Below are 22,102 nucleotides of genomic sequence, written 5' to 3'. Positions count from 1 at the left end.
GTCAGGGCACCTCGCTGTCGGCGATGAGCCGCACCAGTTCGATGCGGGAGCGGATGCCCAACCGGGTGAAGACGCCCCGCAGATGGTGGTCGATCGTGCGCGGGCTGAGCGCCAGGCGGGCGGCGATCTCCCGGTTGGTGGCGCCCTCGGCGACCATGCGGGCGACCAGCAACTGCTGGGCGGTCAGGCGCGCGGTCGGCTCCACGGCGTGCGTGGGGGCGGCGGGGGCGCCGAGCGCGCGGAGTTCGGCACGGGCCCGGGCCGCGCAGTGGGGCGCTCCGAAGTGTTCGAACGCCTCCAGGGCGCTGCGCAGGCGGTCCCGGGCCTCCGTGCGGTGGCGCAGCCGGCGCAGTGCGCTGCCGAACAGCAGCTCGGTGCGGGCGCGTTCGAAGTCCCGGGTGCCGTGTGCGTGGAGGTCGAGGGCGGTGCGGTAGTGCTCGACGGCCGCCTCGCCGGGGGCCAGCAGGGCACGGCAGCGGGCGCTCAGGGCGAGGTCGTCGGGGCTGGCCACGGCGGTCGCCCAGCGGTGGTAGTCGGCGTGGGCGCCGCGGGCGGTCCGGGTGTCGTCGGTGCGGACGGCGGCCTCGACGTAGTGCGGGGTGGCCAGGTGCCGGATGGCCCGGTGGCCGTGCCCGGGGCCGAACCCGGCGAGGGCACGCAGCCGGGCCGCCGCGCCGGCGAAGCGGCCGTCGGTGAGGTCGAGGAAGGCGAGCGCCCACTGGGCGAGGGCGGCGGGCAGGCCGAGACCGCGGGAGAGGGCGTACGAGCGCGCGGCGGCCGCGCGTTCACGGCAGACGTCCGCGTCCCCGGTGATCGCCGCGAACATGGCGAGGGCGGCCTGGAGGTGGCAGGCGCCGTTGTCCTGGCCGGTGGCGTACGCCTGGTGCAGGGCCTCCGCGGCGGCGGCCTGTCCGGCCCGGGGGCGGCCGGTCCAGAAGTCGGCGTAGGCGCGGAACTCCATGGCCTGGGCCGTGACGGCCGTCGCGCCCCGGGCGCGGGCGGAGGCGGCGGCCCGCAGGGTCGCGGTGGCGGCCCGGGTGTGGTCGCCGAGCATCAGGGCGGCGATGCCGGCGTGGACGAGGAGGGTGGGGTCGCCGCCCGGGCCGCAACGCCCGGCCGCCGCCCGCAGATGGTCGCGGGCGTCCTCGTAGCGCCCCTCGAAGGCGGCCGCGAGTCCGCCGAGCGTGCCGGGCGGGGTGATCCCGAGGCGTCCGGCGACCTGGGCGGCCTCACGGCAGCGGCGCAGGTCGCCGGTGTAGATGACGGCCTCGGTGGCGCGGGCGAGGAGGTGGACGCCGGGATCGACAGGTTCCACGCCGGCCGCAGAACCGTTTTCTCGGACCGAGTAGGCCGAGTAGGCCGAGTAGGCCGAGTGGACCGGGTGAACCGGGTGGTCCGGGTCAGGCGGTCCCGGCCGGTGTCTCAGCGTCGTCAGCAGACCGTCGAACGCCTCCGTCGCGTTGCCCGCGCGCAGGGCGAAGAGGCCGCCGAGGGCGTCGTCGGCCGGGCCGCCGGCCGCCGCGAGACGGCGGGCCCGGTCGCCGTCGCCCGCGTTCCAGGCGTCCAGGGCGGCGCGGGTCAGGAGGCGCGTGCGGTCCGAGGGGTCCGCGCTGAGGACGGCGGCGCGCTCCAGCAGGGCCCGTGCCAGGGCGAGTCGGCCGGTGCCGCGGGCCTTGTCCGCGGAGCAGCGCAGCTCCGTGGCGAGCCGTCCGCTCGGGCCGAGCGCGCCCGCGCCCCGGTGCCAGGACCGGCGGGGGGTCTCGCCGTCGCCGTGCAGGACACGGGCCAGCAGACGGTGGACGTCCCGGCGGTCGGCCGGGGAGCCGGACTCGTACGCGGCGATCCTGGTCCAGGCGTCCCGGAAGACGACTCCGCCCGCCCCGCCGTGGGCCACGCCCGCCGCCTCTGCGGTCTCCAGCGGGCGGGTGTCGAGGCGGGCGGCGGCGACCGCCCGCAGGAAGGCGTGGGTGGCGACCGGGTACTGGTCGGCCGCCGCGAGGAGCAGGAGGAGCTGGGTGTCGTCGGGCAGGGCCCGGATCTCCGCGCGTAGCGTGCGCAGCAGGGCCGGGGCGAGGTCGACGGGGTCGGTGGGCAGCGGGTCCAGACCGGCCGACTGACGGTCGGTCAGCCGTGTCACGAGTTCGGCGGCGGCGCGCGGATCGCCGTGAACGGAATGCAGCAGCCGCACCCTGACACCCTCGGGAAGGGCGGGAATCACGGGCCGCGGTGGCGAAGTGCGGTTCTGATGCGGAGGGTTCACCGGAGTCACCACGCAACTCACGTTACTGGCGAGTTAATTGACCCGTAAAGACCGGCGATTTCGCCGATGCGGCGCGCGTAGACCCCGCCCGACACTCCTGACACCCCCACTCGTTTCAGGAGGCATCATGCAGCGCTTCGGGCGTCGCATCGCCGCGGCCGCCACGGCCGTGGTCTCTTCTCTCCTTCTGTCACTCTCCTTCGCCGCGGTCCCCGCTCACGCGGCGACCCACAACCCCGTCGTCTTCGTGCACGGTCTCAGCAGTGACGCGAGCAGTTGGGACGACTGGATCGCCGACTTCGAGGCCGACGGTTACAGCGCCGCCGAGCTGGACGCCTGGTCGTACGGCTGGTCGCAGTCGAACGTGACCACCGCCCAGCAGCTCGCCACCGAGGTCCAGCGGGTGCTCCGGGCGACCGGTGCCTCGAAGGTCGACCTGGTCACCCACTCGATGGGCGCGCTGAGCGCCCGCTACTACCTGAAGAACCTCGGCGGTACGGCGTACGTGGACGACTTCGTCTCGGCCGCCGGCGTCAACCACGGGACCACGACGGCCTCCTGGTGCTCCTGGCTGTACACCTCGTGCGCGGAGATGTACACCGGCAGCTCCTTCCTCACCGCCCTCAACTCCGGTGACGAGACGCCGGGCAGCGTCTCCTACGCCAGCTACTGGTCGAACTGCGACGACGCGCTGACCCCGGACACCACGGCGATCCTGAGCGGCGCGACGAACGTCGAGGTCGGCTGTGTCTCGCACACCGACATGAACAACGACCACGGCGTCTACCAGCAGGTGCGCGCCTTCGTGCAGTAGGCGTCCGAGGGGGTGCGACGGGGTCGCGCGGGGGACAATCACGGTAGGGCCCGTCCTCTGCGAGGGAGGCTGTCATGCCGCTACGGTCCGCCGGCACCGGCAAGGTGTCCCGGGACCCCGTCCACCATCCCCTGTTCGCCCGGTACTACGCCCGGGTCAGTGTCGCCGCCGAGACCCGGATGGGCATGGCCGGGCTGCGCGAGCGGCTGCTCGCCGGGCTGTCCGGGCGGGTGATCGAGATCGGCGCGGGCAACGGCCTGAACTTCGCGCACTACCCGGGCACGGTCTCCGAGGTCGTGGCGATCGAACCGGAGCGCCGGCTGCGGCAGTTGGCGGTGGAGGCCGCCCTGCGTTCGGAGGTGCCGGTCGACGTGGTGCCCGGCGCCGCGGAGGCGCTGCCGGTCAAGAGCGAGGCCTTCGACGCCGTGGTGTTCTCGCTGGTGCTGTGCAGTGTCCGTGATGTGCCGCGCGCGCTCGGCGAGGTGCGCCGGGTGCTGCGGCCCGGCGGGGTGGTGCGGTTCTTCGAGCACGGCAGGGGCGGCGGCCCGGCCATGCGCCTGACCCAGCGCGCCCTGGACCGCACGCTGTGGCCCCCGCTGACCGGCGGCTGCCATCTGGGCCGGGACCCGGTCGGGGCGCTGCGCGCGGCCGGTTTCGAACTCGGCCCCTACCGGCGGGTGTTGATGCCCGAGAAGGGTCCGACGCTGCCCACGTCCTTCTGCGTGCTGGGCACGGCCTGGCGGCCGCCGTCGGCGCAGCGCTGATCAGAGGGTCCATCTGCGCAGCTCGCGCGCGATGTCGTGGACCGAGGCGTCGCCCTTCTTGGCGACCTTGGCGAGGTCCCGGACGAGTTCGGGCGAGGTGACGACCCGCAGTCCGCTCGCGACCAGGTAGGCGTACCCGACCGCACAGGCGAAGAGCGCGTTGGTGCGCTCCAGCGCCGGGACGTGGATGAGGAGTTGCAGCAGGGCCGCGGCGCGCAGGTGCGGGTTGTCGTAGACGGGGATGTCGAAGATCTCTGCCTGGTGGCGGGCCACGGCGGCGACCAGGGCGCCCCAGTCGGTGACCTGGGGATCGCCGGGGGTCTTCTGCTCCGCGAGCATCAGGAGCCAGGCGAGATCGATGTGCAGATCGCTCAACGACCCTCGTGTTCCTTGCTCTCCTTGCCGAACTCCTCCGCGAAGACGGATTCGTACTGCTTCATGAAATCGGCGGCGGCCTCCACGAAGGCCTGGCCCGCCTCTCCGGTGTCCTTCATGACCAGTTCCTCGATGTAGCGGTTGACGCTGACGCCTCGGGCGAGGGCGCGTTCACGGGCGGCGCGGGCGGTGCCCTCGTCCACCCGCACGTTCAACTGGGTCTTCGCCATGCTTCGAAGCTAGCGCCGAAACGCTAGCACTGGCAAGTGGGGTCTCCCGCACGGACCGCCGAGGCAGGTGCCCCTTACACGGGCATCGGGGGACCGACCTGGGGTGGAGGTCGCATCGACCGCAAGAGGGATATCGAGTGTGGGCCGGGTCACACTACCCTCGGCCCCATGGCAACCGCTGCGGAGGACGCACCAGGCACCGCCCCGGCCGACACGATCGCGGCCCGCGCCCGCGGTCTCACCAAGGCGTACGGCTCGGGCGAGACGGCCGTGCTCGCCCTGGACTCGGTGGACGTGGACATCGCGCGGGGCCGCTTCACCGCGGTCATGGGGCCCTCGGGCTCCGGGAAGTCCACCCTGATGCACTGCCTCGCCGGGCTCGACACCGTCTCGGCCGGCCAGGTCTGGCTCGGCGGCACCGAGATCACCGGGCTCAAGGAGCGCGAGCTGACCCGGCTGCGCCGGGACCGGATCGGGTTCATGTTCCAGTCCTTCAACCTGATCCCGACGCTGAACGCGGCCGAGAACATCACCCTGCCCATGGACATCGCGGGCAAGAAGCCCGACGAGAAGTGGCTGGACCAGGTCATCGACACCCTGGGCCTGCGGGACCGCCTCAAGCACCGGCCCTCGCAGCTCTCCGGCGGTCAGCAGCAGCGCGTCGCCTGCGCCCGCGCGCTCGCCTCCCGGCCGGAGCTGATCTTCGCGGACGAGCCGACCGGCAACCTCGACTCCCGGGCCGGTCTGGAGGTCCTCGGCTTCCTGCGCGAGGCCGTGGACCAGCTCGGGCAGACCGTCGTCATGGTCACCCACGACCCCGGTGCCGCCGCCCACTCCGACCTGGTGCTCTTCCTCGGCGACGGACGGATCGTGGACAGCATGGAGCGGCCCACCGCGGAGGCCGTGCTGGAGCGCATGAAGCGGTTCGACGTGCTGCGCGGACCGTCCGGCGACGACCCCGGCGAGGGATGACCCCGTGCTGAAGGCGACGCTGCGCAGCTTCCTCGCCCACAAGGGACGGCTGCTGCTCTCCGCGCTGGCCGTGGTCCTGTCCGTGGCCTTCGTCTCGGGCAGCCTGATCTTCTCCGACACCCTGAACCGCACCTTCGACCGGCTCTTCGCCACCACCGCGCCGGACCTCACGATCAGCCCCAAGGAGGACCTGAGCGAGGCCATCCCGTCCGGCACGACGGCCACCCTGCCGGCCGCGCTCGCGGACCGGGTCGCCCGCGTCGACGGGGTCGGCGCCGCCCGCTTCGACGCCGAGGAGGACGGGATCACCGTCGCCGACGCAGAGAACGAGTCGGTGGGCTCCACCACCGGCGCCCCCACCATCGGCACCGACTGGAACCCGACCTCGCGCAGCCCCGTGGAGCTCACCTCCGGCCACGCCCCGCACGGCCCGGCCGAGGCCCTGATCGACTCCGAGACCGCCGACCGCAGGAACCTGCGCATCGGCGACCCGCTCACCGTCATCGCGGCGCCGGGCTCGTTCAAGGTGCGGATCGTCGGCATCGTCACCTTCACCACCACCAACCCCGGCGCCACCCTGGTCTACCTCGACCCGCCGACCGCGCAGGCCAAGCTGCTCGGCTCCGCCGAGGCCGCCACCAGCATCTCGGTCGACGCCGCCGAGGGCGTCGGCAACGACCAGCTCAAGCAGCGGGTGGCCGCCGCGCTCGGCACGGGCACCTACGAGTACCGGACCGCCGACGAACAGGCGAAGTCGGACCTCGACCAACTGGGCGGATTCCTCGACGTCATCAAGTACGTCATGCTCGGCTTCGCGGGCATCGCCGTCCTGGTCGGCATCTTCCTGATCGTCAACACCTTCTCCATGCTGATCGCCCAACGCACCCGGGAACTGGGCCTGTTGCGCGCGCTCGGCGCGGACCGGCGCCAGGTCCGCCGCTCGGTGCTCACCGAGGCCACCCTGCTCGGCCTGGTCGGCTCCACGGTCGGACTCGGCACGGGCATCGGCCTCGCCGTCGGGCTCATCGCGCTCATGAACGCCTTCGGCATGAACATCCGCACCGGCGAGATGGTCATCGGCTGGGGCACCCCCGTGGCCGCGTACGTCGTCGGCGTGGGCGTCACCTTCGTCGCGGCCTACCTCCCGGCCCGGCGCGCGGCGGACGTCTCCCCCATGGCGGCCCTCGCGGACGCCGAGATCGCCGGGACCGGACGGCCGCTCCGGGTCCGCGCGATCGTGGGCGGCCTGGTCGGCGCGGCGGGCGCGGCCGCGCTCGTCGGCTGCGCGCTCGCGTCGAGGACGGCCTCCGCGGCCTCCCTCCTCGGTCTGGGCGTCGTCCTGACGCTCCTCGCCACCGTCGTCGCGGGCCCGCTGCTGGTGCGGCCGGTGATCCGGGTGCTGGGCGGCGCCTTCCCCGCCCTCTTCGGCCCCGTCGGGCGGATGAGCCAGCGCAACGCCCTGCGCAACCCCCGCCGCACGGGTGCCACCGCGGCCGCCCTGATGGTCGGTCTCGCCCTGGTCGGCGGGATGTCCGTGGCCAGCGCCTCCATGTCCAAGTCCTTCGACGACCAGATCGACAAGACCCTGGGCGCCGACTTCGTCGTCCAGAACGGCAACTTCCTGCCGTTCCCGCAGGAGGTCACGGACACGGTCCGCGGCACCGAGGGCGCCGGGCTCGTCGTACGGTCGCGGTTCGCGCCCGTCGCCGTACGGCTGCCGGACGGCAAGCGGGTCGAGACCACCGCCGCCGGGTACGACCCGCGGCTCGACGAGGTCGCCCACATCACCTACGCGCGAGGGGACACCGCTGCCGCGCTCGCCTCCGGGCACCTGGGCATGGACATGGACTTCGCGCGCGACCACGGTGTGAGGGTGGGCAGCAGGGTGCCCGTCGAGTTCCAGGGCGGGCGCAGGACCGAACTGACCGTGGGCGCGCTCACCGACCAGGACTCGGCGGACGGGTTCGGGACACAGGGGGGTCTCTACTTCGGGCTGGGCACGCTGGAGCGGTTCGCGCCGGGCGGCCAGGACTCCGCGCTGTACGTCAACACGGCCCCCGGCACCGGTGCCGACCGGCTGCGCGCGGGGCTGGAGAAGACGCTCGACCCGTATCCGCAGGTCCAGGTGCGCGACCTCGCCGACTACAAGGACCTGGTCCACGACCAGATCGCCGTCCTGCTCTACCTCGTGTACGCGCTCCTCGGGCTCGCGATCGTCATCGCGGTGCTCGGCGTGGTCAACACCCTCGCCCTGTCGGTCGTGGAGCGCACCCGGGAGATCGGGCTGCTGCGCGCCATCGGGCTCGCCCGGCGGCAACTGCGCCGGATGATCCGGCTGGAGTCGGTGGTCATCGCCGTGTTCGGCGCGGTCCTCGGGCTCGCGCTCGGGCTGGTGTGGGGGGTGTGCACCCAGCAGGTGCTGGCGCTCCAGGGCATGAACGCGCTGGCGATCCCCTGGGGCACGATCGTGGCCGTCGTCGTGGGCTCGGCCGTGGTGGGCATCGTGGCGGCCCTGCTGCCGGCCTTGCGCGCCTCGCGCATGAACGTACTGGCGGCGATCGCGCACGAGTGATGCAATCGCGGGGCAGACAACTCAAGTCGCTTGCTGCTGAGGAGAGTTCATGCCCCGCACCTTCCGCTTCGCCGTCAATCTGACCGCGGCCGCCACCGACGCCGACTGGCGCGCCAAGTGCCGCCGGGCCGAGGAACTCGGGTACGACGTGATCCTGGTCCCCGACCATCTCGGCAAGATCGCGCCGTTCCCGGCGCTGGTCGCGGCGGCGGAGGTCACCGAGCGGCCGCGGCTCGGGACGTTCGTCCTCAACGCGGGCTTCTGGAACCCGGCGCTGCTCGCCCGCGAGGTGGCCACGGTGGACGCGCTGACCGGCGGCCGCCTCGAACTCGGCCTGGGCACCGGCTATGTGCAGTCGGAGCACGACGGGGCGGGGCTGCCCTTCGGTTCGCCGGGCGAGCGGGTGGACCATCTGCGGCGCACGGTCGAGGAGTTGGAGCGGCTGCTGTCCTCGCCGGACCATGTGCCGCAGCCCGTGCAGCGGCCCCGGGTGCCCCTGCTGATCGGCGGCATCGGCAACCGGATGCTCGAACTGTCCGCCGAGCACGCCGACATCGCGGCCTTCACCGGGGCGATCCTGGTGCCGGGCGACACGAACGGCAAGCTGATCCCGACCACCGCCGAGCAGCTCGACGAACGGGTCGCGCGCTACCGGCGGCTGGCCGAGGGGCGCAAGGAACCGGCCGAACTGAACCTGCTCGTCCAGACGGTCGTGGTCACCGACGACCGCGAGGCCGTCGCCACGCCGTTCCTGCACCGACTGCCGGACCTGACCCTCCAGCAGGCCCTGGACCTGCCCATCATGCTGATCGGCACGGTCGAGGAGATCGTCGCGCAGGTGCTGGCGCAGCGCGAGCGGTACGGCTTCACCTACCTGGCGGTGCTGGAGGCGTCCATGGAGGCGTTCGCACCGGTGCTGGCGGAGCTGCGCGGCCGGTAGCCGTCCGGATGCTGGAACTCCGGGTGCCGGACTGTCGGGCGTGATGGGATCGTCGTATGACCGACCTGCGGATACGGGCCGCGACGCCCGACGACCTCGACACCGTGCTGGCCTTCTGGAAGCGGTCCGCCGAGGGCACGAGCATCAGCGACGACCGGGACGGCGTGGAGCGGCTGGTCACACGGGACCCGGAGGCGCTGATCCTCGCCGAGCTCGACGGTGAACTCGTCGGCACGGTGATCGCGGGCTTCGACGGCTGGCGGTGCCATCTGTACCGGCTCGCGGTGCACCCGGAGCGCCGCCGGCGGGGCATCGGGGCGGCCCTGCTCACGGCCGCGGAGGAGCGGTTCGTACGGCTCGGCGGGCGGCGCGGGGACGCGATGGTGCTGGTGCGCAACGAGACGGCACAGCACGCATGGCGCGCGGCGGGGTACGCGCCCGAGGAGAAGTGGCGGCGTTGGGTGAAGCCCTTCGCCGGGTAGGACGGGCGATCCTGGGGACCCTGTCCGATCATGGGACGGAGGTGACCCGATGACCGAAGTGCTCCTCCTGCTGGTGGCGATCCTGCTCTCGCTGGCCTGCGGTGCCTTCGTGGCGGCGGAGTTCTCGCTGACCACGGTCGAGCGCGGAGAGTTGGAGCGGGCGGCGGAGCGCGGCGAGCGGGGTGCGTCCGGCGCCCTGAAAGCCGTACGGAGTCTGACGTTCCAGCTTTCCGGGGCGCAGCTCGGGATCACCGTCACCAACCTGGTCGTCGGCATGCTCGCCGAACCGTCGATCGCGGCGCTGATCGCGGGGCCGCTGGAGTCGCTGGGGGTCTCGCCGTCCACGTCCCGGTCGCTGGCGCTGGTGCTGGGGACCGCGCTGTCGACCGTCTTCCTGATGGTGGTCGGCGAGCTGGTGCCCAAGAACTGGGCGATCTCCTCGCCGCTGGCCATGGCCAAGCGGGTGGGCACCGCGCAGAGCTGGTTCAGCGCTGCCTTCCGGCCCTTCATCACCCACCTCAACAACACGGCCAACCGGGTGGTGCGCCGCTTCGGCCTGGAGCCCGCCGAGGAGCTGGCCTCCGCGCGGGGCCCGCAGGAGCTGGCGGCGCTGGCCCGGCACTCCGCGCGGGCGGGCGCGCTGGAGGCGGACACCGCCGAGCTGTTCGTCCGCACGCTCAACCTCGCGGACCTGACCGCGGAGAACGTCATGACCCCGCGCGTGCAGGTCATCGCCCTGGACGTCCAGGCGACCTGCGAGGACGTGGCGAACGCGACGCGCGCGACGGGGCTGTCCCGGTTCCCCGTCTACCGGGGGAGCCTCGACTCGGTCGTCGGCATCGCGCACATCAAGGACGTCCTGGCGGTGCCCGCCGAGCGCCGGCCCCGCGCCTCGGTCGCCGAGCTGCTGCGGGAGCCGCTGCTGGTGCCCGAGTCCCTCACCGTGGACCGGCTCCTGGACCGGCTCTCCGGCAAGCGCACGATGGCGGTCGTCATCGACGAGTACGGCGGTACGGCGGGCGTGGCCACGCTGGAGGACATCGTCGAGGAGGTCGTCGGCGAGGTGCGCGACGAGCACGACCCGCACGAGACGCCCGACCTCGCCCCCGCGGGCACCGACGACGAGGGCAGGGAGCTCTTCCGTGCCGACGGTTCGGCCCGCATGGACCAGCTCGCCCGCGTGGGGCTGCGGGCCCCCGAGGGCCCCTACGAGACCCTGGCCGGCCTCCTGGCGACGGAACTCGGCAGGATCCCGGCCACCGGCGACTCGGTCCGTGTCGCCGGCTGGCAACTGGACGTCACCGACGCCCAGGGCCGCAGAGCCGCCCGCCTCCTCCTCCACGCACCCCTGGCCGGGGACGGGGAAGGGGTGAGCTCATGACTTCGGTTCAGTGGGGGTCGGAGGGGGCTCACGATGTGCCGCCACCGGAGGGGACATGCAGGGTGGGTGCCGTCGAGGGACCTGCGGCTCGCGCGGCGACTGCCGTACAGGCACCCGCCGAAGCGATCCGCGCGGCGGTTGCCGTCCGGTCACCGCACCGGGAGACCCGAGCCCGATCCGCGGTACGGCCGCCCCGCGAGGCAACCCGGCCAGGCAGCGGCGCGCAGCCGCCCGGGCGGCGGCAGCCCCTCGCGGCGACCGCCGGCCCGGCAACGCGAAGGGCGCCCCGGACCATACCGGCCGTCCTGGCGCCGCCGGGCGCGGCCCGGTCGCCGCGCCAGGAGATCCCGTCCGGATGCACCGCCCGCCCGCCCCGCGATGAACCCCGACCGTGCAGCAGGGCTCGGCAGCCCCTCCCCGTGACCGCCGGCCCGGCATCGCGAGAGACGACCCGGACCATGCCGGCCGTCCTGACGCCCGCGGGCACGGACCAGTCGCCGCGCCAGGAGATCCCGTCCGGATGCACCGCCCGCCCGCCCCGCGATGAACCCCGACCGGGCGGCAGGGCGCGGCAGCCCCTCCCCGCGACCCCCGGCCCGGCAACGCGAGAGACGACCCCGGCCGTCCAAGCGCCCCCGGGCGAGGGCTCCGCCACGGCTACGCTCCGGCCGCCGTACTGGCAAACCGGCACCCGAAGCACCGCCCGGCCGCCCCGCAACGAAGCCCGGATCAGGCCCGTCGGCCGGCCCGCACGCGTACGGAGGAGCTTGCGATGACCGTCGTCCAGTTGTTGATCGGGCTCGCGACGCTCGTGCTGAACGCGTTCTTCGTGGGGGCCGAGTTCGCGTTGATCTCGGTGCGGCGCAGTCAGATCGAGCCGTACGCCGAGCAGGGCGACCGGCGGGCGAAGGCCGTGCTGTGGGGGTTGGAGCACGTCTCCGCGCTGCTGGCGGCCGCGCAGCTCGGGATCACGCTGTGCACGCTGGTCCTGGGTGTGGTCGCGGAGCCGGCGATCGCGCATCTGCTGGAGCCGGTGTTCCACGCGGTGGGGGTGCCGGAGGGCGCCGGGCACGCGGTGTCCTTCGTGATCGCGCTGGCCCTGGCGACCTATCTGCACATGCTGCTCGGCGAGATGGTGCCGAAGAACATCGCGCTCGCGGAGCCGGTGCGCAGCGCGCTGCTGCTGGGGCCGCCGCTGGTCGCGCTGGCGCGCGGACTGCGCCCGGTGATCTTCACGGTCAACGCCTTCGCGAACGCCCTGCTGAAGCTGCTTCGCGTGGAGACCAAGGACGAGGTCACGGCCACCTTCTCGGACGCCGAGCTGGCCCGGATCGTGCGGGACTCCGGCGAGGCGGGCCTGATCGACGAACGCGCGCGGGAGCGGCTGCACGACGCGCTGGAACTCGGCCGGCGTCCCGTACGGGACGTGGTGCTGCCCCTGGAGGGCGTGGTCTACGCGCGCGTGGGCGTCACCCCGGAGCAGTTGGAGGCGCTGTCGAACGAGACGGGGTTCTCCCGGTTCCCGGTGGTGGACGAGGGCCGCCGGATCGTCGGCTACCTGCACGTCAAGGACGCACTGGACGCCTCCCCGCGGGATCTGCCGTTCCCGGTGCGGGACATGCGCCCGATCGCACGGATCCGGGAGAGCACACCGCTGGACGACGTGATGACGGCGATGCGGCGCAGCCGGACACACCTGGCCGCGGTGCTCGGCGCGGACGGCCGGCTGGCCGGTCTGGTCACGATGGAGGACGTGCTGCGGGAGCTGTTCGGACGGCAGGTGTGAGCACATCCGAACCCACCGACCGGTAAGTATGTGAGCGCGTTACCATTTCTTCCGCCATGCAGACGAATCCCACTTACTCCAGCCTGGTCGCGGTCGGCGACTCCTTCACCGAGGGCATGTCGGACCTGCTCCCGGACGGTTCCTACCGGGGCTGGGCCGACCTCCTCGCCGGCCGGATGGCCGCCGTGACACCCGGCTTCCGGTACGCCAACCTCGCCGTGCGCGGCAAGCTGATCCAGCAGATCGTCGACGAGCAGGTCGACGTGGCGGCGGCGATGCAGGCGGACGTGATCACGCTGGTGGGCGGGCTCAACGACACCCTGCGGCCCAAATGCGACATGGTCCGGGTGCGCGACCTGCTCACGGAGGCCGTGGAGCGGCTGGCCCCGTCCTGCAAGCAGCTCGTCCTGATGCGCAGCCCCGGCCGCCAGGGCCCGGTCCTGGAGCGCTTCCGGCCGCGCATGGAGGAGCTGTTCACGGTCGTCGACGAGCTCGGCGCACGGCACGGCGCGGTGGTCGTCGACCTGTACGGCGCCCCTTCCCTCTCCGACCCGCGCCTGTGGGACGTGGACCGGCTGCACCTGACGGCCGAGGGCCACCGCCGCGTCGCCGAGGCCGTGTGGCAGACCCTCGGCTACGACCCCGAGGACACCGAGTGGCGTACGCCGGTCCCGGCGACGGTCCCCCCGCGGTGGGTCGCGCGGCGCATCGCCGACGCCCGCTTCGCCCGGCAGCACCTGCTCCCGTGGATCGGCCGCCGGCTGACGGGCCGTTCCTCCGGTGACGGCCTGCCGCCGAAGCGGCCCGACCTGCTGCCCTACGAGCACTGAGAAAACCGTGCACACGCGCGTGGTCAACGTCCGGGGCCGTATCCACGAGTACGGCCCCCGCCTCGAACACGCGCCCGCCGACCTCGTCTACGTCGGCCGCCGCTGGACGATGGGCGGCTGGGACCTGCCGAAGCACCCGCTGTACAACCCCTTCGCCTACGACACCCCCACGCGCCGCCGGGACGGCACCCGGGCCGAGGTGATGGCGAAGTACCGGGCGCATCTGCTGGGGCGGCCGGATCTGCTCGCCCTGCTGCCGGGCCTGCGCGGCAAGGCCCTGGCCTGCTGGTGCGCGCCCGAACCGTGCCACGCCGAGGTCCTCGCGGAGCTCGCGGAGGAGCTCTCGTAGGTTCCGACGAACGGCACCCCGGCGCTGGCCTGCACGAATCGCCAGTAGAATCCGTACACGTGACTTCCGCTCCCGCCAAGCCCCGCATCCCCAACGTCCTCGCCGGACGCTACGCCTCCGCCGAGCTCGCCACGCTCTGGTCGCCCGAGCAGAAGGTGAGGCTCGAGCGTCAGCTCTGGCTCGCCGTGCTGCGGGCCCAGAAGGACCTCGGGATCGAGGTCCCGGAGCAGGCCCTCGCCGACTACGAGCGGGTCCTCGACACCGTCGACCTGGCCTCCATCGCCGAGCGCGAGAAGGTCACGCGGCACGACGTGAAGGCGCGGATCGAGGAGTTCAACGACCTCGCCGGGCACGAGCAGGTCCACAAGGGCATGACCTCCCGGGACCTGACGGAGAACGTCGAGCAGCTCCAGATCCGGCTCTCCCTGGAGCTGATCCGCGACCGCGGTGTGGCCGTCCTGGCCCGCCTCGGCAAGCTGGCCGGCGAGTACGGCGAGCTGGTCATGGCCGGCCGCTCCCACAACGTGGCCGCGCAGGCCACCACCCTCGGCAAGCGCTTCGCGACCGCCGCGGACGAGCTGCTGGTGGCGTACGGCCGGGTCGAGGAGCTCCTCGCCCGCTACCCGCTGCGCGGCATCAAGGGCCCGGTCGGCACCGCGCAGGACATGCTGGACCTGCTGGGCGGGGACGCGTCGAAGCTGGCGGAGCTGGAGCAGCGGATCGCCGGTCACCTGGGCTTCTCGCAGGCCTTCACCTCGGTCGGCCAGGTCTACCCGCGCTCCCTGGACTACGAGGTCGTCACCGCGCTGGTGCAGGTGGCGGCGGCCCCCTCCTCGCTGGCGAAGACGATCCGCCTGATGGCCGGGCACGAGCTGGTGACCGAGGGCTTCAAGCCGGGCCAGGTCGGCTCCTCGGCGATGCCGCACAAGATGAACACCCGCTCCTGCGAGCGCGTCAACGGCCTGATGGTGATCCTGCGCGGCTACGCCTCGATGACCGGCGAGCTGGCGGGCGACCAGTGGAACGAGGGCGACGTGTCCTGCTCGGTGGTGCGCCGGGTCGCGCTGCCGGACGCGTTCTTCGCGCTCGACGGCCTCCTGGAGACCTTCCTCACCGTGCTCGACGAGTTCGGTGCCTTCCCGGCCGTGGTCGCGCGCGAGCTGGACCGCTACCTGCCGTTCCTCGCCACCACCAAGGTGCTGATGGGCGCGGTGCGCGCGGGCGTCGGCCGTGAGGTGGCGCACGAGGCGATCAAGGAGAACGCCGTCGCCTCGGCCCTCGCGATGCGCGAGCAGGGCGCCGAGCGCAACGAACTCCTCGACAAGCTGGCCGCCGACGAGCGCATCCCGCTCGACCGGGCGCAGCTCGACGCGCTGATGGCCGACAAGCTGTCCTTCACGGGCGCCGCCGCCGACCAGGTCGCCGCCGTCGTGGGCCGCATCGAGGAGATCGTCAAGCAGCACCCGGCGGCCGCGGGCTACTCGCCCGGGGCGATCCTGTGACCCTCCGCACGCGATGACGCGCTTCACCCCCGAGGAGCTGGAGGCCGCCCGCGACCGGCTGGTGCCGGACGTGGTCGCGGACGGTCTCCATGTGCTGTTCTGCGGTATCAACCCCGGGCTGATGACGGCCGCGACGGGCCATCACTTCGCCCGGCCGGGCAACCGGTTCTGGCCGGTACTGCATCTGTCCGGCTTCACACCGAGGCTGCTCAAGCCGTCGGAGCAGCAGGAGTTGCTGTCGTACGGGCTCGGGATCACCAATGTCGTGGCCCGGGCGACGGCGCGGGCGGACGAGCTGACCGCCGAGGAGTACCGCGAGGGCGGGCGGCTGCTGGCGGAGAAGGTGGCGCGGCTCGGGCCCCGCCGGCTGGCCGTGGTGGGGGTCACCGCCTACCGGGCGGCCTTCGACGACAAGAAGGCGAAGGTCGGGCCGCAGGAGCGGACGATCGGGGGGGCGCGCGTGTGGGTGCTGCCCAATCCGAGCGGTCTCAACGCGCACTGGACCGCGGCGACCATGGCGGAGGAGTTCGCCCGGCTGCGGGTGGCGGCGGAGCGGGACTAGCGGGTCAGACCGGGTCGATGTCCGAGGCCACGGCGAGGACATGGACCTCGTCGGTCTCGTCCCGGTAGCCGACGCCGAGGGCTATCCAGCGGTCCGAGCCCGGGAGCTGCCACAGGTCCAGGTCGTCCGCCACGGAACTCGCCGTGGCCCAGGGTTCGGGGATGTCGTCGCCTCGCTCGCCGTGCACCCGGAGCGTGCCCATCCCCCAGAGCGGCTGCTGCCTGCCCCAGCGGTCGTCCAACTGCTGCGCTATGGAGCTCCGCAGGGCGTAGAAGTCCGCCACGGCCGCCATGCGCAGCGTCGCGTCACCGGTCCGCGTCCCGTGGCTCACCTCTAACGACTCGATGCGGTAACCGGGTCCCGCCCCGTAGGGGACCGGCTCGCCGTCCGCCGCGCTCAGGTCGCGGGCGCACAGCGATTCGATCGCGGCGAGGTACTTCGCACTGTCCATGTGATCCAGTAAACCGGCCGCCACTGACATTTGGCGGGGCGTCAGGCGATACGGGGTTCAGGCGTCCCGGTGTCGCACGCTCCAGGCCCCCGCGACCAGGGCGGCGGCCGTCCAGGCTGCGGTCACCGCGAGGCCGGTCCACGGCCCCAGGGGCCCGTCGTGCGTCTCGTACAGGACGATCTGTCCCGCCCGGTCCGGCATGAAGTCGGTGACGCCGCCGGCCACGTCGCCGATCACGAACGAGACGACCAGGACGAACGGGATGAGCAGCGAGAGTGCCGCCACCCCGCTGCGCAGCACCGCCGCGAGACCGGCCGCCAGCAGTGCCATCAGGGTGAGGTAGAGGGCGCAGCCGCCGACACCGCGGGCCTGTTCGCCGGTGCTGAGGCCGCTCGCCGCCCCGCCGAGTCCGGCACGGGCCGCGAGAAGGGCGGCGAGGGCGGTCACCAGTCCGACCACGAGGGTGGGGACCGCGATGGCCGTCGCCTTGGCCGCGAACCACCGCCCGCGCCGCGGCACCGCGGCCAGCGACAGCCGGAGCCCACCCCCGTGGAACTCCGAGGACACCGCCATGGCGCCGAAGGAGATGGCCGCGATCTGGCCCGGCGCGACCCCGGACAGCGCCATGAACAGCGGGTCGAACTCGGGGTCGGAGGTCTCGGAGACCCCGGCGATCGCGGAGAACGCGGTGGTCGCCGCGAACAGGGCGAGCAGCGCGCCGAGGAGGGAGCGCAGCGTACGGATCTTCAGCCACTCGGAGCGGAGTACGGGCGTGAAGTGCATGTCAGGCCTCCTGGGACTGTGCGGTGAACTCGGTCTCGGCGGAGGTGAGGTCGAGGTAGGCCTGCTCCAAGGTGGCCTTCTCCGTGGTCAGTTCGAGGAGGGGGGCGCCGGCGGCGGAGGCGAGGACGCCGATCTCGTCCACGCGTGCGTGCCGTACGGTCCAGTGCCCGTCCTCGTGCTCCACGGCGTCATGACCGTGCCGGGCGAGGGCGTTCCCGAGCGCGGTCGGGTCGGTCGTGCGGACGCGGACGCCGGGCCGCACGCGCGCGTGGATGAACTCCCGCATCGGGGTGTCGGCGAGGAGGCGGCCCCGGCCCAGGACGACGAGATGGTCGGCGAAGGACGCGGTCTCGTTCATGAGGTGGCTGGAGACGAGGACCGTGCGCCCCTCCGCGGCCAGCCCCCGCAGCAACGCGCGGATCCAGATGATGCCTTCGGGGTCGAGGCCGTTCGAGGGCTCGTCCAGCATCACCACGCCGGGGTCGCCGAGCAGGGCGGCGGCGATGCCGAGCCGCTGCCGCATGCCCAGGGAGTAGGTCCGCACCCGGCGCCGGGCGACCGCGGCGAGCCCCGTCCGTTCCAGCAGCTCGTCGACCCGGCGGTCGGGGACGCGGTTGCTCGCCGCGAGGACGCGCAGGTGGTCGCGGCCGGTGCGGGAGCCGTGCGCGGCCTGGGCGTCGAGCAGGGCGCCCACGTGCCGCAGGGGTTCGTCGAGCCCTGCGTAGGCGCGGCCGCCGATGGTGGCCGTCCCGGAGGTCGGGCGGTCGAGGCCGAGGACGAGCCGCATGGTGGTGGACTTGCCGGCGCCGTTGGGGCCGAGGAAGCCGGTGACCCGGCCGGGCAGGACACGGAAGGTGAGGTCGTCCACGGCTCGTCGGGTGCCGAACTCCTTGGTGAGCGACTGGACTTCGATGCTGGTCATGGCCCCAGCCTCGGCTCTGCCGCGGGGGCGGGGCCTCCCCCGCGCGGGGAGATCGTCTCCCCCGGGCGGGGGAGGCCCGTTGTCGGTGGTGGCTGGCACGATGGCCGGATGGTCCGCCTGCTGCGCCCGTTCAAACGGGCGGTGACGTACACACGATGGCTGCATCTGTTCATCGCCGTCGTGTGGCCGGCCATGTGGCTGTTCGTCGAGGAGGCGTGGTGGACCTGGGCGGTGGCGGCCGTGACGCTCGCGCCCGCCGGCCTGGTGCCCGCGATGCGGACCGTGGAGGGGCTCCAGGCGAGGCTGCTGCTGACCGGTCACCGGCACAACAGCGAGAGCACCGACATCGTCGTCGCGCCCTCGGTGTCCTGGAGCGACCGGGGCCGGCTGGTGCTGTGGCTGGAGGCGCGGCTGCTGCTCGGCATCACGACGGCGCTGCTCAGCGTGCACCTGCTCGTCACCTCGGTGGACCTGGTGGCGTCGGCCTTCGGGCGGGACGTCGACGAGGGGGCGCTGCTCCTCCTCGACGGCCACCGGTGGTGGCACGTCCTGCTCGCGCCCCTGTCGCTGGCCGCGCTGGCGGCGATCGTGGTCGTCTCGGGCCGGCTGGTGACCGCGCTCGCGCTGCGGCTGCTGGGCCCCTCCCCCGCCGAGCGCCTGGCCGCCCTGGAGGAGCGCACCGAGCAGCTCCTGGAGCGCACCCGTATCGCGCGTGAGTTGCACGACTCCATCGGGCACGCGCTGACCGTGGCCGTCGTCCAGGCGGGCGCCGCGCGGGCGGCCGGCGATCCGGCCTTCACGGACCGCGCGCTGGACGCCATCGAGGAGACGGGCCGGGCCGCGCTGGAGGACCTGGAGCGCGTCCTCGGCATCCTGCGCGAGTCCGAGCGGCCGGTGAGCAGCCGTCCGACGCTGACGGACGCCGACCGGCTGCTGGAGTCCGCGCGGGCGTCCGGGGCCAAGGTGGACGCCGAGCTGTCCGGGCCGGTGGACACCGTGCCGGGGCCGGTCTCCCGCGAGGGCTACCGCATCCTCCAGGAGGCGCTGACCAACGTGCTGCGGCACGCGGGGGCCGTCCCGGTGCGGGTCCGCGTCGACGTCACGCGCGATGCCCTCGCGCTGGAGGTCCGCAACCCGCTGACGGCCGGGGCACCCGGCCCCGGGCGGGGCAGCGGGCTGCGCGGCATACGCGAGCGGGCGGCCCTGCTCGGCGGCCGCGCGCACACCGGACCCGACGGCGGTGACTGGCAGGTGCATGCCGAGCTGCCGCTGCGCTGATCTACGCTGGCCGGATGCCCGTCACCGTTCTCCTCGTCGACGACGAACCCCTCGTACGCGCCGGACTGCGGGCGGTGCTGGAGGCGCAGCCCGACATCGAGGTGGTGGGCGAGGCGGCCGACGGGGCGGCGGTGATCCCCCTCGTGCGGCGCCTGCGGCCCGACGTGGTCGCCATGGACGTACGGATGCCCCTGCTGGACGGCATCGAGGCCACGCGCGCGGTGCTGCGCACGGTCGAGGAGCCGCCGAAGATCCTGGTGGTGACGACGTTCGAGAACGACGAGTACGTCTACGAGGCGCTGCGGGCCGGCGCCGACGGGTTCCTGCTGAAGCGGGCCCGGCCGGCCGAGATCGTGCACGCGGTGCGGCTGGTCGCCGAGGGCGAGTCCCTGCTGTTCCCCGCCTCGGTCCGGCAGCTCGCCGCCCGGTACGGCGACGAGGGCGGCAACCTTGCGGCCCGGGCCGTGCTGGAGCGGGCCCGACTCACCGAGCGGGAGGAAGAGGTGCTGCGGCTGATGGCGCGCGGTCTGTCCAACGCGGAGATCGCCGCGCGGTTGGTCGTCGGCACCGAGACCGTGAAGTCGCACGTCAGCGCCGTGCTGGCGAAGCTCGGGGCGCGCGATCGCACCCAGGCGGTGATCGCGGCGTACGAGTCGGGGTTCGTGGCGCCGGGATGAACCGGGCGTCCCGACCGGGCGCGGGCCCGTCTGTGCGAACCCGGACTGCCCGCAGGGCGTCCCGCCGAGTACGATCCGCCCAACACGCGCACGAGCTGGGAGGACGGACGTTGGGGCGACTGACCGGCGGGGACCCCTCGCTCCTGCGAAGGATCAATTCCGCGGTGGTGCTGCACGCGCTGCGTGCCACGGACTGCGCGACGCTGACCGAGATCACCCGCGTGACGGGGCTGTCCCGGCCGACGGTCGAGGGGGTCGTCGAAGGGCTCATCGAGGGCGGCCTGGTGGTCGAGAAGGCGGCGGACGAGAGCGTCGCCCGACGACAGGGGCGGCCCGCGCGGCGGTTCCGGTTCCGGGCCGAGGCCGGGCACCTGCTGGGCCTCGACATCGGGCCGCACCGGGTCGCCGCGCTGCTGTCCGACCTCGACGGCCGGGTCATGGGCGCCGTCTCCAAGGACGTCGACGAGACGGCCTCCGCCGACGAACGCCTGGAGCGGCTGCGCACCGCGGTCGCCGACCTGCTGCGCCGGGCCGGGGTCGCGCGCGACTCCCTGTGGGCGGTGGGGGTCGCCTCGCCGGGCATCGTGGAGGCGGACGGCACCATACGGCTGTGCGCGGCGCTGCCCGAGTGGACGGGGCTGCGGCTGGGCGAGCGGCTCAGCCGTTCCTTCAAGTGCCCGGTGCTGGTCGAGAACGACGCCAACGCGGCCGCGGTCGCCGAGCACTGGAAGGGCTCCGCGACCGAGTCCGACGACATGGTGTTCGTGCTGGCCGGGCTGAGCCCGGGGGCCGGTTCGCTGATCGGCGGGCGGCTGCACCGGGGGTACGGCGGGGCGGCCGGGGAGATCGGCGCGCTGCATCTGCTGGGCCGCGAGGTCACCCCGGAGACGCTGCTGTCGACCACCGACCAGCCCCTGCACCCGCTCGACGAGCAGGCCGTCGCCGAGGTCTTCGCACAGGCGCGGGAGGGGGACCAGCGGGCGCGGGCCGCCGTGGACCGCTTCATCCAGCGGCTGGTGCACGACGTGGCGGCGCTCGTCCTGGCCCTCGACCCCGAACTCGTCGTGGTGGGCGGCTGGGCGGCCGGCCTGGACGGCGTACTGGAGCCGCTGCGGCGGGAGTTGTCCCGCTACTGTCTGCGTCCGCCGAAGGTGGCCCTGTCGCTCCTCGGGGAGGCGGCCGTGGCGACGGGCGCGCTGCGCCTGGCCCTCGACCACGTGGAGGAGCAGTTGTTCGCCGTGGAGGGCACGGTCACCGCACGGCGCTGAGCGGTCCGGCCACGCACGGCGGTGCCCCGGACGAGGGTCCGGGGCACCGCCGTGTCGCTCAGGAGGCCCGGCGTTCGGGGCTCTCGTGGATCTCCACCGCGCCGGAGTCCCCGAAGGTCAGCCGGCAGGTGTCGGCGCGGTAGGTGGCCACCGAGACCGCGGCGGTGCGGCCCGCGGCCAGGTAGCGGGTGGTGACGACCAGCACCGGGGCGCCGGGCAGGCGGTCCAGTTCCTTCGCGTCGTCCGCGCGGGCCGAGCCGAGCTCGACGGCGTTCTCCCGGCTCTCCAGCTCCAGGCGCTGCAGTTCGCGCAGTACGGCACGCGCGCGTGCGGCTCCGGACGGCGCGTCTATGGCGGACAGCTCCGGCACCGACGCCTCGGGGATGTACAGCAGCTCCGCCGCGACGGGCTGGCCGTGGGTCACCCGGGAGCGGCGCACGACGTGCACGGTCTGCTCGCCGTCGGTGCCGAGGGCGTCCGCGACGGAGGCCGGCGGCACCGCGGCGGCGCAGTCGACGGGCTGCCAGTCGTCGCCGGCCGCGCCGGGCCAGGCGTGCTGCTCGGTGCCGACGGCCACGCCCACGCGCGGCGGGGCGACGGTCGTGCCGACACCGCGGCGGCGCTGGAGCCTGCCCTCCAGTTCGAGCTGCTCCAGGGCCTGGCGGAGCGTGGCGCGGGCGACGCCGAAACGGGCGGCGAGGTCGCGCTCGTTGGGCAGGATCTCGCCCACGGTGAATTCGGAGTCCAATGCCTCACTGAGCACGGTTTTGAGATGCCAGTACTTCGGTTCCGGCACCGTTTCGAGCTGCGTGGTCCCCACCCTGTCCTCCGCAATCGCCGTGGTCCGGCGGCGTTTTAGCGCCCTTGTTTATTAAAGGTTGTTGCACTTATCTGCGACCATAGG

The 22,102-nt window shown here is 73.5% G+C and carries 22 protein-coding genes; 15 read left to right on the top strand and 7 right to left on the bottom strand.

Going from position 1 to position 22,102, the window contains the following annotated elements; translation table 11 throughout:
- Position 1 precedes the first annotated feature (1 nt).
- On the bottom strand, positions 2-2,218 hold the full coding sequence (locus ACZ66S_RS21730; RefSeq protein ID WP_469903153.1) for a LuxR C-terminal-related transcriptional regulator: 2,217 nt from the start codon (positions 2,216-2,218) through the stop codon (positions 2-4).
- A gap of 169 nt (positions 2,219-2,387) precedes the next feature.
- Between ACZ66S_RS21730 and ACZ66S_RS21725 the strand changes: the two genes are divergently transcribed.
- Positions 2,388-3,074, top strand: a complete 687-nt coding sequence (locus tag ACZ66S_RS21725) for an esterase/lipase family protein (RefSeq protein ID WP_469903152.1) — start codon at positions 2,388-2,390, stop codon at positions 3,072-3,074.
- A 74-nt stretch (positions 3,075-3,148) separates the two neighbouring features.
- Positions 3,149-3,838 carry a class I SAM-dependent methyltransferase gene (locus tag ACZ66S_RS21720; protein WP_469903151.1) on the top strand — a complete coding sequence of 230 codons (690 nt, stop codon included), beginning with the start codon at positions 3,149-3,151 and terminating at the stop codon, positions 3,836-3,838.
- Here the strand turns inward: ACZ66S_RS21720 and ACZ66S_RS21715 are convergent, their stop codons facing one another.
- Together ACZ66S_RS21715 and ACZ66S_RS21710 are read right to left on the bottom strand one after the other, a co-directional pair.
- Entirely contained in the window at positions 3,839-4,213 is a 375-nt protein-coding gene (locus ACZ66S_RS21715) for a hypothetical protein (RefSeq protein ID WP_053847656.1), read from the bottom strand.
- Positions 4,210-4,443: an antitoxin gene (locus ACZ66S_RS21710; protein ID WP_053847655.1), complete on the bottom strand. Its 234-nt coding sequence runs from the start codon at positions 4,441-4,443 to the stop codon at positions 4,210-4,212. The genes ACZ66S_RS21715 and ACZ66S_RS21710 overlap by 4 nt, the downstream gene beginning before the upstream one ends.
- Before the next feature lie 168 nt (positions 4,444-4,611).
- Between ACZ66S_RS21710 and ACZ66S_RS21705 the strand changes: the two genes are divergently transcribed.
- The 10 genes from ACZ66S_RS21705 (at position 4,612) to mug (ending at position 15,819) form a co-directional block, all read left to right on the top strand.
- The gene (locus tag ACZ66S_RS21705; RefSeq protein ID WP_469903150.1) at positions 4,612-5,415 is read left to right on the top strand and encodes an ABC transporter ATP-binding protein; all 804 of its coding nucleotides are present in this window, start codon (positions 4,612-4,614) and stop codon (positions 5,413-5,415) included.
- Positions 5,416-5,419: 4 nt separating this feature from the next.
- Positions 5,420-7,987, top strand: a complete 2,568-nt coding sequence (locus ACZ66S_RS21700) for an FtsX-like permease family protein (RefSeq protein ID WP_469903149.1) — start codon at positions 5,420-5,422, stop codon at positions 7,985-7,987.
- Positions 7,988-8,036: 49 nt separating this feature from the next.
- A complete protein-coding gene (locus ACZ66S_RS21695; protein ID WP_469903148.1) occupies positions 8,037-8,927 on the top strand; it encodes an LLM class F420-dependent oxidoreductase in 891 nt (296 codons plus the stop codon).
- A gap of 56 nt (positions 8,928-8,983) precedes the next feature.
- The gene (locus tag ACZ66S_RS21690; protein ID WP_469903147.1) at positions 8,984-9,409 is read left to right on the top strand and encodes a GNAT family N-acetyltransferase; all 426 of its coding nucleotides are present in this window, start codon (positions 8,984-8,986) and stop codon (positions 9,407-9,409) included.
- A 49-nt stretch (positions 9,410-9,458) separates the two neighbouring features.
- The gene (locus ACZ66S_RS21685) at positions 9,459-10,790 is read left to right on the top strand and encodes a hemolysin family protein (RefSeq protein WP_469903146.1); all 1,332 of its coding nucleotides are present in this window, start codon (positions 9,459-9,461) and stop codon (positions 10,788-10,790) included.
- Positions 10,791-11,562: 772 nt separating this feature from the next.
- Positions 11,563-12,576 carry a hemolysin family protein gene (locus ACZ66S_RS21680; RefSeq protein WP_469903145.1) on the top strand — a complete coding sequence of 338 codons (1,014 nt, stop codon included), beginning with the start codon at positions 11,563-11,565 and terminating at the stop codon, positions 12,574-12,576.
- Positions 12,577-12,632: 56 nt separating this feature from the next.
- Complete coding sequence (locus ACZ66S_RS21675; protein ID WP_469903144.1) at positions 12,633-13,406, top strand: SGNH/GDSL hydrolase family protein; 774 nt, start codon at positions 12,633-12,635, stop codon at positions 13,404-13,406.
- Between the two features lie 7 nt (positions 13,407-13,413).
- A complete protein-coding gene (locus tag ACZ66S_RS21670; protein ID WP_469903143.1) occupies positions 13,414-13,755 on the top strand; it encodes a DUF4326 domain-containing protein in 342 nt (113 codons plus the stop codon).
- 59 nt (positions 13,756-13,814) lie between these two features.
- On the top strand, positions 13,815-15,257 hold the full coding sequence (purB, locus tag ACZ66S_RS21665; protein ID WP_469903142.1) for an adenylosuccinate lyase: 1,443 nt from the start codon (positions 13,815-13,817) through the stop codon (positions 15,255-15,257).
- A 13-nt stretch (positions 15,258-15,270) separates the two neighbouring features.
- Positions 15,271-15,819 (top strand): G/U mismatch-specific DNA glycosylase, encoded by a 549-nt coding sequence (gene mug, locus ACZ66S_RS21660; protein ID WP_469903141.1) that lies wholly within the window; start codon positions 15,271-15,273, stop codon positions 15,817-15,819.
- 4 nt (positions 15,820-15,823) lie between these two features.
- Here mug and ACZ66S_RS21655 read toward each other — a convergent pair whose 3' ends face one another.
- Genes ACZ66S_RS21655 through ACZ66S_RS21645 form a run of 3 tightly spaced genes read right to left on the bottom strand, consistent with a single transcriptional unit; the run spans position 15,824 to position 17,975 of the window.
- Complete coding sequence (locus ACZ66S_RS21655; RefSeq protein ID WP_469903140.1) at positions 15,824-16,270, bottom strand: hypothetical protein; 447 nt, start codon at positions 16,268-16,270, stop codon at positions 15,824-15,826.
- A gap of 57 nt (positions 16,271-16,327) precedes the next feature.
- Positions 16,328-17,053, bottom strand: a complete 726-nt coding sequence (locus ACZ66S_RS21650) for an ABC transporter permease (RefSeq protein ID WP_469903139.1) — start codon at positions 17,051-17,053, stop codon at positions 16,328-16,330.
- Position 17,054: 1 nt separating this feature from the next.
- A complete protein-coding gene (locus tag ACZ66S_RS21645) occupies positions 17,055-17,975 on the bottom strand; it encodes an ABC transporter ATP-binding protein (RefSeq protein ID WP_469903138.1) in 921 nt (306 codons plus the stop codon).
- Positions 17,976-18,083: 108 nt separating this feature from the next.
- Between ACZ66S_RS21645 and ACZ66S_RS21640 the strand changes: the two genes are divergently transcribed.
- The 3 genes from ACZ66S_RS21640 to ACZ66S_RS21630 all read left to right on the top strand — a co-directional run bounded on the left by ACZ66S_RS21640 (position 18,084) and on the right by ACZ66S_RS21630 (position 21,198).
- Positions 18,084-19,253, top strand: a complete 1,170-nt coding sequence (locus ACZ66S_RS21640) for a sensor histidine kinase (RefSeq protein WP_469903137.1) — start codon at positions 18,084-18,086, stop codon at positions 19,251-19,253.
- Positions 19,254-19,267: 14 nt separating this feature from the next.
- Positions 19,268-19,930, top strand: coding sequence for a response regulator transcription factor (locus ACZ66S_RS21635; protein WP_469903136.1), 663 nt, complete (start codon positions 19,268-19,270; stop codon positions 19,928-19,930).
- A gap of 110 nt (positions 19,931-20,040) precedes the next feature.
- Positions 20,041-21,198: an ROK family transcriptional regulator gene (locus ACZ66S_RS21630; RefSeq protein WP_469903135.1), complete on the top strand. Its 1,158-nt coding sequence runs from the start codon at positions 20,041-20,043 to the stop codon at positions 21,196-21,198.
- Between the two features lie 58 nt (positions 21,199-21,256).
- Here the strand turns inward: ACZ66S_RS21630 and ACZ66S_RS21625 are convergent, their stop codons facing one another.
- The gene (locus tag ACZ66S_RS21625) at positions 21,257-22,018 is read right to left on the bottom strand and encodes a GntR family transcriptional regulator (protein WP_469903134.1); all 762 of its coding nucleotides are present in this window, start codon (positions 22,016-22,018) and stop codon (positions 21,257-21,259) included.
- Positions 22,019-22,102 lie beyond the last annotated feature (84 nt).

This window comes from Streptomyces sp. NPDC107471, assembly GCF_055582845.1.
Note: the sequence above shows the minus strand (reverse complement) of the source record. Positions and strands in the feature narration are given on the sequence as shown.

Bases quoted from the DNA above. Each gene is read 5' to 3' on its own strand.
- ACZ66S_RS21725 (WP_469903152.1), top strand. From the start codon at position 2,388: ATGCAGCGCTTCGGGCGTCGCATCGCCGCGGCCGCCACGGCCGTGGTC.
- ACZ66S_RS21720 (WP_469903151.1), top strand. From the start codon at position 3,149: ATGCCGCTACGGTCCGCCGGCACCGGCAAGGTGTCCCGGGACCCCGTC.
- ACZ66S_RS21710 (WP_053847655.1), bottom strand. From the start codon at position 4,443: ATGGCGAAGACCCAGTTGAACGTGCGGGTGGACGAGGGCACCGCCCGC.
- ACZ66S_RS21705 (WP_469903150.1), top strand. From the start codon at position 4,612: ATGGCAACCGCTGCGGAGGACGCACCAGGCACCGCCCCGGCCGACACG.
- ACZ66S_RS21695 (WP_469903148.1), top strand. From the start codon at position 8,037: ATGCCCCGCACCTTCCGCTTCGCCGTCAATCTGACCGCGGCCGCCACC.
- ACZ66S_RS21690 (WP_469903147.1), top strand. From the start codon at position 8,984: ATGACCGACCTGCGGATACGGGCCGCGACGCCCGACGACCTCGACACC.
- ACZ66S_RS21685 (WP_469903146.1), top strand. From the start codon at position 9,459: ATGACCGAAGTGCTCCTCCTGCTGGTGGCGATCCTGCTCTCGCTGGCC.
- ACZ66S_RS21680 (WP_469903145.1), top strand. From the start codon at position 11,563: ATGACCGTCGTCCAGTTGTTGATCGGGCTCGCGACGCTCGTGCTGAAC.
- ACZ66S_RS21675 (WP_469903144.1), top strand. From the start codon at position 12,633: ATGCAGACGAATCCCACTTACTCCAGCCTGGTCGCGGTCGGCGACTCC.
- mug (WP_469903141.1), top strand. From the start codon at position 15,271: ATGACGCGCTTCACCCCCGAGGAGCTGGAGGCCGCCCGCGACCGGCTG.
- ACZ66S_RS21655 (WP_469903140.1), bottom strand. From the start codon at position 16,270: ATGGACAGTGCGAAGTACCTCGCCGCGATCGAATCGCTGTGCGCCCGC.
- ACZ66S_RS21650 (WP_469903139.1), bottom strand. From the start codon at position 17,053: ATGCACTTCACGCCCGTACTCCGCTCCGAGTGGCTGAAGATCCGTACG.
- ACZ66S_RS21645 (WP_469903138.1), bottom strand. From the start codon at position 17,975: ATGACCAGCATCGAAGTCCAGTCGCTCACCAAGGAGTTCGGCACCCGA.
- ACZ66S_RS21640 (WP_469903137.1), top strand. From the start codon at position 18,084: ATGGTCCGCCTGCTGCGCCCGTTCAAACGGGCGGTGACGTACACACGA.
- ACZ66S_RS21635 (WP_469903136.1), top strand. From the start codon at position 19,268: ATGCCCGTCACCGTTCTCCTCGTCGACGACGAACCCCTCGTACGCGCC.